Origin of the sequence: Tessaracoccus lacteus, from assembly GCF_029917005.1 — a bacterium.
GTDB lineage: Bacteria > Actinomycetota > Actinomycetes > Propionibacteriales > Propionibacteriaceae > Arachnia > Arachnia lactea.
On record NZ_CP123967.1, the window covers coordinates 468,466 to 481,499 of the forward strand.

Annotated in this window: 4 protein-coding genes; 1 reads left to right on the forward strand and 3 read right to left on the reverse strand. The window is 71.5% G+C overall.

From position 1 onward, the window contains the following. Nucleotides 1-210: 210 nt before the first annotated feature. Both QH948_RS02050 and QH948_RS02055 read right to left on the reverse strand, forming a co-directional pair. Nucleotides 211-795, reverse strand: a complete 585-nt coding sequence (locus QH948_RS02050) for a 2'-5' RNA ligase family protein (protein WP_281145305.1) — start codon at nt 793-795, stop codon at nt 211-213. 278 nt (nt 796-1,073) lie between these two features. Beyond that, entirely contained in the window at nt 1,074-1,916 is an 843-nt protein-coding gene (locus QH948_RS02055; RefSeq protein ID WP_281145306.1) for a siderophore-interacting protein, read from the reverse strand. A 313-nt stretch (nt 1,917-2,229) separates the two neighbouring features. Between QH948_RS02055 and QH948_RS02060 the strand changes: the two genes are divergently transcribed. Then, complete coding sequence (locus tag QH948_RS02060) at nt 2,230-2,379, forward strand: hypothetical protein (protein ID WP_281145307.1); 150 nt, start codon at nt 2,230-2,232, stop codon at nt 2,377-2,379. A 43-nt stretch (nt 2,380-2,422) separates the two neighbouring features. Here QH948_RS02060 and QH948_RS02065 read toward each other — a convergent pair whose 3' ends face one another. After that, on the reverse strand, nt 2,423-12,955 hold the full coding sequence (locus tag QH948_RS02065) for a hypothetical protein (protein WP_281145308.1): 10,533 nt from the start codon (nt 12,953-12,955) through the stop codon (nt 2,423-2,425). Nucleotides 12,956-13,034: the final 79 nt, after the last annotated feature.

Consider the following 13,034-nt stretch of genomic DNA (forward strand, 5'->3'; position numbering starts at 1 on the left):
TGAGCTTGTCGAAGGGCGCCGAGCGCAGCGAGGTGGTTGCGTTGATCCCTTCGCTTCGCTCAGGGCGTTTCGACAGGCTCAACGAACCGGGGTTGGGCGTTTCGACAGGGCCTGTGCTGAGCTGGTCGAGGCGCTCAACGATCCGGGTCCCTGAGCTTGTCGAAGGGCGCCGAGCGCAGCGAGGTGGTTGCGTTGATCCCTTCGCTTCGCTCAGGGCGTTTCGACGAGCTCAACGATCCGGGCGACGGACAGTCGGCCGGCGATGTCGTGGGTCTCGTAGCTCGCCAGGGTCAGGTGGCCGACCGGCACCTCCAGGTCCGGGAACTGGAACCCCTCCAACCGGCGGCGGACGTCCTCCACCGGGACGCTGACCGCGTAGTGGCCGGTGGTGACGTGCGTGACGTAGGTCGGGGCGAAGTCGGCGGTGCGGGGGCGCTCGCGGATGAGCGCCTCGTGCAGCACCGCCAGTTGCGGCGCCTCGACCGCGAGGTACGGCGTCGTCGTGAACGTGTCCCAGCCCGAGATCCGCACCGTGAACGGGGCCACGCCCAGATCCCGCACGCGGGCGGCGTGCAGGTCGGCGAGATCCGGTGGGTACAGCACGCCCGTCGGGGTTGCGCCCGCCACCGGCGCCAGCCCGCCGAACGCGACCGTCACGTGTGGCTGGCGGTCGTAGCGAGGCAGCAGCAGATGGCCCAGCCGGTCACGCATGGCGGCGACGGCCTCGCGAACCTCGGGTGTGTCGACGTCGGCCACCCACACCAGCGCGTGCCGACACCCGCCGTGCCAGTCCACGAAGTCCCGGTCCTCGATTGCGACTGTGGTCTCGTCGTTCCGGGTTCCCTGGGCCCGCCCGGATCCCCCTTCCCGTGCACAACGATGCGCATCTCGGGTTTGCTGCAACAAGGGAGCAGCAGTTCCGGCATAGGCATTGTTGTGCGCCGGAATCGAGCTGGGGTGGGCACCCCACGCACCGTCGGGCGCAGCAGCGAGGTCCACCGAGTCGCGGCCGTCGCGCGGGCCGGGGCGTCCCCCGCGCCCGGCGTCGCTGCCCTCGATGGCGACCGTCCGACTCATGCCGACAGGTTACCGGCGAGCGCCGCGGCCTCCTGCTCCTCCATGCCGGCGACGAACTCGCGCTTGGAGCTCTGCCAGCCGTCCTCCGTCATGCCGGTACGCCAGTAGCCGGAGATCGACACGTTGGCGCGGTCGAGGCCCAGCTCGACGAACAGGTAGCGGCGCAGGTCCTTGACCATCTCTGCGACGCCGTGGACGAACCAGGCGACGCCCTTGTCGGTGGGCGCCTGCGCGCGGACGGTCTCGGCCAGCCTCGACCCGTACGGGGCACCGGCGCGCGCGACCCAGACGACCTCGACGCCCTCGCCCTCCGGGACAGCGAAGCGCGAGTCGTCGTCGGCGACCTCCAAGAATGCGATGGCGCGGGCGCCGGCGGGCAGCGACTCCAGCGCGGCAGAGATCGCGGGCGCCGCGGCCTCATCGCCGGCCAGCACGTAGCTGGTGTGCTCCGCATCGGGCGCCCACGCGCCGCCCGGACCGAAGAAGCCGATCTCGTCGCCCACCTTCGCGCGCGCCGCCCAGGGGCCGGCCAGGCCGTCTTCGCCGTGCTCGACGAAGTCGACGGTGATCGTCCCGGACTCGGCGTCGTGCGTCCGCAGCGAGTACGTCCGGGTCACCGGCGCGTGCTCCGGGCACCGCTCACGGACAACCTCAGGGTCGAACGGCGCCGAGTAGGGCGCCCCCGCGGGCGGGAACAGGATCTTGATGTAATGGTCGGTGAACGGCAGGTCCGCCCCCGCCAGGTCGGGGCTGGCGAACGTCAGTCGGACGAGGCAGGGGGAGACCCGTTCGGTCGCGGTGACCGTGGCATGGCGCAGGACGCGCTGACGCGGTGGCATGTGTCTCCTTTGAGCATGGGTAGTTTCGTCAGCCTAACCTTTCTCAAACCCTGTCGCTCCCCGATGTCCAGAGCCCCGCCGGTTCCGCCTCGGGGCATTTCGCGAAGGGCTCAAGCGGGGGCGGCATCGTCGGGCGGCGCGCCCCGGAGCTGGTCAGCCGCGCGAAGGGGTGGGCGGACGCGGGTCGAAGATTCGTCGGACCACCTGTGAACGCAGGGAGTCGGCAACGCTGAAGATCCGCAAGGCGGCCACCTGCGGCTGCGCGACCTCGGCCGACGCGTCGCCCCTGGCCATCGGGGACACCAGGGCGGAGGTGGACGCGAAGCTTCACTCGCACGGCCGCCTCGACTACGCCGACGGCGGCCACGAGGACTGGCGCTACACCTACTGCGGCAGCGACGTGCAGTGGGTGTGGGTGACGTTCGAGGACGGCGTCGCGGTCGACACGGCCTGGATCGAGTGAGCCGGAGCGCCGCCGGGGATGGCTCCCCGGCGGCGCGTCACGGTCAGGCCTCGTCGCGGCGTCGGCGTGTGCCTGCCAGGGCCAGCAGTCCGACCAGGGCCAGCAGGCCGACCCCGAACGAGACTCCCTGGCCGCCGCCCGCGTTGGGCAGCCTGACCACCGTCACCGTGCCCTCCGCGCTGGCCTCCACCACGTCGTCCGACGCGTCGGAGGTGGCCGTGGCGACGTTGATGATGTCGCCGCTAGCGTCCGCCGACACGTACACGGTCAGGTCGACGGTGGCCGTCTGCCCGACCTCGAGCCCGTCGACGAGGCAGGTGACCTCTTCGGCGTCCACCTCACACGAGCCGTCGGCCCCGGTGAGCTCCGCACCCCTGGCGACGAGGCCGTCCGGCATCGGGTCGGTGACCGTGACCGGGCCCGGATCGGCCGTCGGGCCCTGGTTCGTCACCGTGACGACGTAGTGCGCCGTCTTGCCCGTCATGAGGCCCCCGGTCAGCTCCTTGGTGATCGCCAGGGAACTCTGCGCCGGCACCTCCACCGTCGCGGTCGAGGAGTTGTCCGCGAGCGTCGCCGCGTCCTCCGGCGTGGTCGACGACACCGACGCCGTGTTGGCGACGGTCGGGTACGCGGCCGGCAGCACCCTGACCAGCACCGTGATCACCGGGGCGCTCTGGCCCGCGGCCAGCTCGGGCAGTGCGCACGAGACGGCTCCCGTCGAGGAGTCGAGGCCGCAGGACCAGCCCTCGCCCTCCGCGGAGACGGCCGTCAGGGAGGCTGGGAGCAGGTCGGAGACCAGCACCCCGCGGGCCATGGCGGGCCCGGCGTTGCGCACGGCCAGTTCGTAGGCGAACGTCTCGCCGACCACCGGCGTGCCCGTCGCCGTCTTCACGATCGACAGGTCGACCCGCTCCGCCACCGTGCCGGTGGCGGTCCCCGTGTTGTTGTCGGGGTCGGGGTCCAGCGTCGTGGCAGACACCGTCGCGGTGTTGACGATGTCGCCCGTCAGGGACTCGTCAGCCGTGACGTCGATCAGCAGCGTGAGCGACGCGGCGGGCGCCAGGACCTCGGCATAGGAGCAGTCCACCTCCTGGCCGTCGGCGGCGCATTCCCAGCCGTCGCCGGTGGCGGCGGCGAACGTGAGGCCGTAGGGCAGTGTGTCGACGATCGCGACACCGCGGGCCGTCGACGGGCCGAGGTTGGTGACCGTCAGTGCGTACCGACCTCCGGAGCCGGCGGTGATCGTCTCGGCGACGGCCTTCGTCAGCAGCAGGTCAGCGGACTCCCCGACGGGGGCGTTCGCGTGGTCGGTGTTGCCGTCACGGCTGCCGTCGGGCTCAGGCGTGAGGCCCGGCCAGACCTCGACCTCGTTGCGCACCGAGTCCTGCACACCGGGATCGATGAGCCCGACGATCGTGATCGCTGGGGCGCGCCCCACGGGAAGGTCGGACGTGAGGAGGCACTCCACGGTCTCGCGGCCGTCGACCACCTCACCGGCCGTGCAGGACCAGCCGGTTCCCTCGGCGGACACGAACGAGACGCCGGAAGGCAGCGTGTCCACGACGCGGATCGGGTCGTCGGGCGACGCGTCCGAGTTGGACGGGCCGCGGTTGATGACGTGGACCTCCCACTCGATCTGGTGCCCCGCCACCACATCGTCGGCCGCGGTCACGACCCCCTTCTCGACGGCGAGGTCGGCGACCTCCGCCACCGGGACAGTGTCGGTGCCGGTGTTGTTGGCGAGGTCGGGGTCCGCGGTGTCGCCAGGCGTGGCGGTGGCCGAGTTGGAGAGTTCACCGGCCAGAGCCTCGTCGAGCGCGACGCGCACGTCGACGCTCGCCGAGCCACCCGCCGGGATCGTCTGCTCGATGAGGCACACGACGAGTTGCGGGTCGGCGGGGTCGACGCTGCACGCGTCGGAGGACCGATCCGGGACGAACGTGGTGCCGTCCTCCAGTCGGTCGGTCACCGTGATGGGCGAGGCCTCGGACGCGACCGAGTCGCTCGGCCCGTCGTTGGCGACGGTGACCGTCCAGGTGAACTCCTCGCCGGCGACCGCCGGCAGCTCGGGGTCGTGGGACTTGGTGACGACGAGGTCGGCGGAGGTCACCAGCGTCCCGTCGACGCCGTCGGTGTTGTTGACCGGGTCGGGGTCGGGAGTCGCGGAGGTGACCGTCGCCGTGTTGGTGACGTCGCCGGTCAGGTCCGCCGCGGCGGACACCTCGATCTCCAGCGTCACGGCCTCCGGGCCGGGAACGATCGACCCGTCGTAGGCGCACTCGATGACCTGCGCGTCAGCGGACGACGGCGCGCAGGTCCACTGGGATGCCTCGCCCTCAGGCGTCACAACCCGCTCGAAGGTCAGGACCTCCGGCAGCCGGTCCGTGACCGTCACGTCGCGGGCGGTCGACGGGCCGTCGTTGAACACCTGGATCAGGTAGCGGCCGGTCGCTCCGGCGACCACCTCGCCGCTGATGTCCTTGACCAGCCGCAGGTCCGCGGACTCGAGCGCGGTGGACGTGGCGGTCGCCTCGTCATTGTCGGTCGAGTCGGCGGGCTGCGCCGTGAGGCCGGGGGCGACGGCCGCGGTGTTGGTGACATCGCCCCGGGTGTCCGGGTCGATCAGGGCCTGCACGGTGATCGTCTGCGGGTCGCCGGTGGCGAGGTCGCTGTCGAGCGTGCACGTGACGGTCGTCTGGTCCTGCGACACAGCGCAGTCCCATCCCTGACCGCTGGCCGACTGCGCGGTCACGCCCGCGGGCAGGGTGTCGGTCACGACGATCGGGTGGTCGGCATCCGCATCGGAGTTCGACGGGCCGAGGTTGGTCACCGTGAGCTGCCACGCGATCGGCTGCCCTGCCACGATGTCGCCGGCGTCCGTGGTGACCGCCTTCCCGATCGCCAGGTCGGCCGCCTCGATGACGGGGTCCGTCACGTTGGTCGCCTCGTTGGGATGGGTCGCGCCGTCGGGCTCATCGGTCAGCGACGGGGTCACGGTGGCCGTGTTGCTGATCGTCCCGCTGGCGGCCTCGTCGACTGCCACGCGGAGGGTCACGGCGACGGAGTCGCCCGCGGCGAGCGTGCTGCGCAGCTCGCAGGTCACTGTGCCGTCCTCGTCGGTGCAGGCCGCGCCCGAACTCGACACGAACGTGACGCCCGTGGGCAGCTCGTCGGTGATCAGGATGGGATCGGTCGCGCTGGCCACCGAGTCGCTGGGGCCGTGGTTCGTCACGGTGATCGTCCAGGCGAACTCCTCGCCGGCCGTCGGAGTGCCGACGGCCGTCTTGGTGATGCCGAGGTCGGCGAACGTGACGACGTCCACGTCTGCGGTGTCCGACGGCGGGGTCGGGTCGCTCGGCGACGTGGCCTTCGCCGTGTTCGTCACCTTCCCGGCCGGCAGCGCCGCGTCCAGGACAGCGGAGATCTGGAGAACGGGCGCATCGGTGCCGGCCGCCAGCGTCACCGGGTCACCGTCGGCGTCCCGGAGCGTGCAGACGACGTCGTCGCCCCCGTCCTCGCAGACCCACTGCGCGGGCCCGCCGATGGTGGAGGAGGAGATGAACGTGGCTCCGTCGGGAAGCGTGTCGGTCACCTTCACGGCCGCGGCGGCGTCGGAGGGACCGTCGTTGCCCACCGCGATGCGGAAGATGGCGACCTCGCCGGCGGAGACCGTCGGGGTGGTCGTCGTCTTGCTGATCGTCAGCTCGCTCCTGGCGATGGTGGCGATCTCGTCCCCACCCGTCGCGGTGGCGGGGTCCCCGGTGCTGGGATCGATCGTCGACGAGGTCGCGGTGGCCTCGTTCGGGATCGTCGTGCCCTCGACGACCGACGACCGGACCCGTGTCACGACGGAGAGACGTACCGTCTCGCCCGCCGCGATCGTGCCAAGTGAGCAGGTCGCCGCATCATCGGCGCACGTGACGCCCGAGGTGGAGGAGCCGGCGGAGACGAACTCCAGCCCGGGTGCGAGGACGTCCGTCAGGAGCACATCGCGGGCGTCCGAGGGGCCGTCGTTGTCGACGACGATCGTCCACGTGACGGTGCCGCCGGCCGTGACGGTCTCAGCCGACGGGGTCTTGGTCACGCGGAGCGTGGCGCGCGAGATGACGTCCAGCGTCGCGGTGTCCGCATTGTTGCCGGTGTCGGGGTCATCGGTGACGGAGGTGACCGTCGCCGTGTTGTCAACCGAGGTGCCGTCGAACGAGGGGTCGACCAGCACCGTGAAGGAGAAGGACCACGGGTCGTCGTCGGCGTCGAGGCCGTCGGCCAGGACGCACGTGATCCTGCGGCCGTCTGCCTCACACTGCGCCGGCAGGTCGCCGTCCACGCTGAGCCCCTCGGGCAGGACGTCGGTCACCGTGACGGCGTCCGCGTCGGACGGCCCACGGTTGTCGACGGTGATCGTGTAGACGGCCGTCTTCCCGGCGACCACGGGGTCACCGGCCTCGCCGCCGGCTGGACGGACGGACTTGTCGAGAGCCAGGTCCGCCTCCGGGTTCGGCACTCCGGGGATGGCGCTGCTGGAATCCTGGTTCGCCTTCCACGCCGAGGAGACCGTCGCGACGTTCTCCAGAGCCGCCGGGGCGCCCGTCACGTGCGCGCCGAGCTTCGCCGTGTAGGTGATCAGCGGCGCGTCGGCCCCTGCGGCGAGCGTGCCGGCGTAGGTGAACGTCACCGTGTGGTCAGCGTTCGCCGTTGCCGTCCAGCCGCCTCCGGCGCCGACGATGCTGCCGAACGTCAGGCCCTCCGGGAGGGCGTCGACGATGAAGACGCCGCGGGCATCGGAGGGTCCGCCGTTGCTGACCCGGAGGGTGTAGGTCAGCTGTTCACCCGGGGTGACCTCGGCGGGCGGGGCGGGGTCGGTGATCGCCTTGACGATGGTCAGAGCCTCGCGGACCACCACGTCGGTGGTGGTCGTCGAGGTGTTGTTCGGCGTGGCCGGGTCGGTGGTGACCGGCGTCACCGAGGCGGTGTTGACGATCGCGCCACGGCCGGCGGGCACGCTCGAGGCGACGGTGCCGGCGACGCGCACGACGATCGTGTCGCCGACGGCGAGGTCACGGTCGATCTCGCAGCGCAGCTGACGGCCCGTCAGGGTGCATCCGTCCGGCGCCGTGCCCGTGATCGAGAGCCCCGTGACGGTGCTCGGCAGCGTGTCCGTCAGCACGATCGGCGTCGCCGCGCTGCCGCGCGACACCGACGGACCGAGGTTGGTGAGCGTGACAGACCACTCGATCGCCTGCCCGGCGGTGACGGCCCCGCTCGCGGGGTTCGTCACGGCCTTGGAGACGGCGAGGTCGGCGGACGTGATGACCCTGCCGGTTGCCGTCGCGGTGTTGTTGCCGGGCGTGCGGTCCTCGGTGCGTGCCGAGACGGTCGCGGTGTTGGGGACCTCCGTCCCGGAGGCGACGTCGGCCGCGACCGAGAGGCCGACGGTGATGGTCCAGGTTCCGCCCGAGGCGAGTGGGTCCGGGTTCGTGCAGTCGAGGACGCTGCCGGTCAGGGAGCAGGTGCCGCGGGTCGTGCCAACGCTGGCGACGGATACTCCCGTCGGCAGGGTGAGGGTGTCGCGGACGCTGGCACCGACGGCGGGGTCGGCGCCCTTGTTGGTGACCACGATCGTGAAGCTGCCCGTACCGCCCGCGGTGAACGTGCCGGCGGTCTTGGTGATCGCCAGGTCGGCCTGGTGGATGCGTGCGGTCGCCGAGTCGCCGGTGCCGACGTAGGGGAGTGCGCCGCCGTTGAGGGAGGTGCCGCCCGTCGCGTCAGTCACGTCCGCCGCGGTGACGGCGTTCGTGTGGGCGACGGTGCTGCCCACCTGCACGCCGCTACCCGCGACCGCCTGGTAGGTGATAGTCAGCGACTGCGCGGGCGTCAGCGGGCCGAGGCCGGCCCAGGTGAGCCGCTGTCCGGAGACGGCCGGATCGGCGAGCGGGGAGCCGCCGAGTGTGGCCGACCCGGCGACGTACGTCCACCCGGTGGGCAGGGTGTCGACCGCGCTCAGGGAAACCGCTGTTGCGGTGCCGCTGTTGGTCAGCGTGAGTGAGAACGTCACGTTGTCGCCGATGTAGACGGGATTGGCCGTCACCTGCTGCTTGGTCGCGTCGACCTTCGGCGCGGCCGGGGTGACGGACGCCGTCGCGCCGGTGGTCGAGGTGTAGGTCTTGCCGCCGGTAGGCAGGGAGTCCCATGCGGTCGGCGTCGCGGTGTTCACCAGAGCCGCGCCGGTGAGTCGTGTCGCGAGATCGAGCTTCGCCGGGTAGCTGACGCTGGTCGCGGTCGCGCCCGGGGTGAGCGACGCGAAGGTCCAGGTGATTGTCCGGGCGGTCGCGTTCCACACGCCGCCGCCGGCGAGGGTCGCGTTGTCGGCCAGCGGCGTCGGGTCGGTGGAGCTCACGACGGGGATGACCCCGGTGGGCACCGTGTCGACCACCTTCACGTTGTAGGCGGGCTTGCCGTTCGGCGAGGTGTTCTGGACGGCGCCGGCGGTGACCGTGTAGGTGAAGATCTCGCCCTGGGCCTTGGGCGTCGAGGCGTCGCTGACGGACTTGGTGACCGTCACGAGGGGATGCCGCAGGTCGACCGTGGCACTCACGTTGGACGTCGAGTTGGTGCCGGCGACCGCGGTGGTCGGCGGGGTGCCCTCCGTGGTGTTCCAGCTGATGCGGGCCTGGTTGGTGGCGGTCAGGACGGTCACAGCCGTCGAGGTGGGCACGACGCTGGTGACGTCGACGTAGAGGGTCCGCGCGGTGTCGGCGGCCGCGATGTCGTCGAGGTAGACGCCGAGCACCTGCGGCGAGCCGGACGGCGCGGCGAGGCGGGAGCCGGTCGGGCAGGGGCCGGTCCAGTCGTCGGCGCAGGACACGGCGAACGTGGCGTTGGCTGCGGTGCCCAGCGGCGTTCCGAGGGTGTCGAGGATCCGGGCCTCGTGCAGCAGGACGCCGGCGGGGACCTTCATGGTCAGGCGCCAGGTGACGGTCTCGCCGGGCACGGTCGCGCCGGTGGGGGAGACCCGGACCTTCGTGAGGGTCGGCGGGGCGGCCGTGACGGTGCGGTTGGCGGTCGCGGTGAGTGTGCGTTCACCGTCGACGACGCCGGCGAGCGTCGACCCGGTCAGCGCGGCGTCGTTGCGGAACGTGACGCCGCCCGCGATGGGGTTCGGCACGGTGGCGCTGTAGATGATCGTCGCACTGGAGGCGAGGTCCTGCGCCAGGGTCCACGTGTACTTCGTGCGACCGGTGGCGCAGCCGTTGGTGCCGTCGCCGGCGACGGGTCCGCCGAGAGTGGCGACCGTCGAGGAGGTGAGGTTCGAGAAGTTGGTGAGGCGGGAGTCGATGCAGTCGACGATCACGGTGTCGTGCACCGGAGGCCGACCGCTGGTGTTGCTGGCAGTGAGGCGGTAGTACAGGGTCTGGCCGCCGTCGGCGACGAGGCTGTCGGCCGTGGTCCAGCCGGCGGTGGCGGAGGTCACGGACGCGGCCTTCGCCAGCGCCGGGGCCGCGACCACGACGCCGACCTGCGCCGTCGCGGTGCCGCGGGTCACCGACCCGGTCGGCGCGGTGCCGGGGGTGCTGGTCAGCGTCGCGGTGTTGGAGATGGTCGACGAGTGGGTGTTGGCCGCCACGTCGGCGACCCGAGTGGGGAGCGTGACGGTGAAGGTCACGGGCTGCGAGGAGGCGTTCGTCCAGATCGTCGGGAAGAGCAGCGAGCCGAACTGCGGGTCGGCCGCGTCGCTACACAGCCGGAAGGCGGTGGCGTCGGCCGTGCAGCCGGTGGTGATCGTCGCGCCGTTCGACGCCGTCGCGGTGGGCGCGCCCGCCCCCGTGACCGTGAGGCGGGAACCGACCGGCAGCCCGTCGCTCATCACCCCGTTGAAGATGCTGGTGTTCGCCGGGATGGTCGCGGTGTAGCGCCAGGTCACGGTCTCGCCGATCGTGGCCTGCTTGTCGGCGGAGTTGTTGGTCTCGGAGACGCCGGTGGAGACCACCGCCTTCGTGACGGAGGCCGGGGCGAGCCCGACCGTCGCCTGGTCGGACGCCTCGGGCGCGTTCTTCGTCTCGTCGGGGTAGGCGCCGACGGGGTTGGTGGGGTAGAAGGTCGGACGCCCGGTGACGGCACTGATCCCGTCGGTGCTTTTCGGCGTGTAGCGGACCACGGCCGCGGTGTTGGTGTGCGTCGAGGAGATCGACAGCGGCGTCGGGACTGAGAGGGTGTACGAGATGGTCGTCTTCCCGCCGCCGACGAGCGGGGTCGCCAGGTCGAGGTTCCAGACCACGCGGGTGCTGCCGTCGGGCAGGGTCGTGCAGTCGGTCGCGGGGGCGATCGCCGGGGACGACGACGTGATGTCGTCGCAGTCGAAGCCCGCGGGCAGGACGTCCCAGACCTCGACCTCGTCGACGGGGTCGGCGGTCGAGTTCGCGGTCGTCCCGGTGTGCGACACATCGATGGTGAAGGAGAGGGACTGGCCCTCACGCACGGGGGTGAGCGAATCCTTGTCGTTGACCTTCTTGTCCAGCGCGAGCGGGGGCGGCGGTGAGAGCTGGAGGTCGACGGCGTCGCGCAGACCGATGACGCGGCCGTCCTGTGTGGAGTAGCGCAGCTTCGCCAGGTTTCCCGTGACCTCCGGCTTCGTGTCGGGTACGGAGTCGACCCGCGCGAGGATGTCGATCGTCGCGGTGGCTCCCGGGGTGACGAAGCGGGTGCCGAAGGTCTCCTCGCCGAGCGCCCAGCGGGTCGCCGTGGCAGGCGTGCTACCCAGCGGCGTGACGGTGGTGGTGTTTCCGGGGGCGGTTGCCCAGCCGACCATGGACATGCCCGGGGGCAGGAAGTCGGTGAGGAACACAGACCGGGTCGACACGCCGACGGGGAACGTGGACTCGATGCGGAAGCAGACGAGGTCGCCGAGCTGGTAGCTCGGGGCATCCGACGAGGCGTCGGCGTACTCGCGGTTTTCGCACGTCGAGCCGGCGCCGGAGACCCCCGTGATCGGGGTGCGCGAGGAGTTGAGCCAGATCGACTTGGTCAGGGTCACGTCGGCCGTGTCGAGCGAGGCCGACGAGTCGTTGGTCGCGTTCCGGTCCTCGTCGTCGGCGTGCGTGGTGCCGGTGATCGTCGCGGAGTTGGTGAACCCGTCCGCGACGGCGGTCGGCTCGCCGTCCTGGTACTTCCGGCGCATCAGCACCGAGTAGCGGACGGTGGCGTCCTGGTCTGCGTCGAGGTCCCGGAGGGCGAAGTCGACCGTGAACACGCCGGTGGCGGCGTCGAAATCGACGGCTGTCATCGTTGCGCCGGTGACCGAGCCGGTGCCCGCCGCGGCGTCGGCGCACTCGGCCGGCCAGGTGTCTCCCGTGAGCTGCACGCCGGCCGGCAGCACGGGGCACATGCCGTTGGGGATGATGTCGGTGACCGTGATGCCCGACGTGGAGACGTACTGGCTGGTCCGGACGTTCAGGGTGTAGCGCAGGGTGTCTCCACCGACGAAATCGCTGGCGGAGGCGGTCTTCACGACGCCGAGGTCGAGCACGCGCACCGTCGCGGAGTCGGAGACGGTGACGTCCGCCTGGGATCCGGGGGCCACGTCGCCGGCGTAGGTGCCCGTGAGGATCGCCTTGTTCGTGACGTCGTAGCCCTCGCCGTCGGGGCGGGTGCTGGCGCCGGTGGCTTCACCGTCGGGCATCGTGATCTCGCGCTCGCCGACATAGGCCGTGTAGGTCAGCTTGACTGTGGTATCGGCCGCGACGGTGCCGAGGTCCCAGGCGAGGCGGGTGAAGACCTCGCCGTCGACCTCGACGGTCGTGCGGGTGCACGGGAACGCCCCCGTGCAGCCCGTGACCGTGAACTGGGCGGGCACGTCGTCGACCACGACGACGCCGGCCGTGCCGCCGTCAGGGGCGGTGCGCACCGTCACGGCGTAGGTTGCGGGGTTCTGGGGGCCGCGGTAGACCTCGGCCTCGGCGTTTGCCGTCTCCGACTTGGTGACGGTGACAGGGACGACCTGGACGGTCGCGTCCTTGTCGCCTCCCTCGGTGGCGTCGCTGATGACGGGCGGGCCGGAGTCGGGGATGGTGACGTCGGGGGCGTTGCGCTCGTTGTCGCTGGCGTAGAAGCCGACGCCGACCTGATAGGTGGAGCCGGCGGGGTAGCGGTCAGGGTCGGCGACGGTGCCGAAAGTAAGGTCGACGGTGGAGCCTGTGGGCAGGTCCGCGATGTTGGACCAGACCAGCACCTGAGCCGTCGCCGGGTGCTCGGGGTCGGGGTCATTCGGGTCGGGGACCCAGGTGAGGATCGTCGGCTCACCGAGGCTGCTGGGGCTGATGCTGCCCGGTGCGTAGGCGACGCCCACGGGGAGCACGGCCACCGCGAGGGCGTTGAACAGTTCTACGCCTGCCGGGTTGCTGACCGACGCATTCACCTGCCCTGCGGCACCGGCGAGGACGGCATCGCCGTGGACCGTGACGGTGATACCGTCCGTCACGTCGGGTGCGACGGGCACCTCCGCGGACGCCGGGACCGAGGCCCCCACCCCCGCAAGCAGAGCCAGCACCACGACCAGGAGAAACGAAATACGGGCACGCACGACGTCTTGACCATCCCTCAGAGCTTGGTCCGGAAGCCGCCTCTCTCGCGCCGACCCCCCCGGAGCACAGTGATCCGCA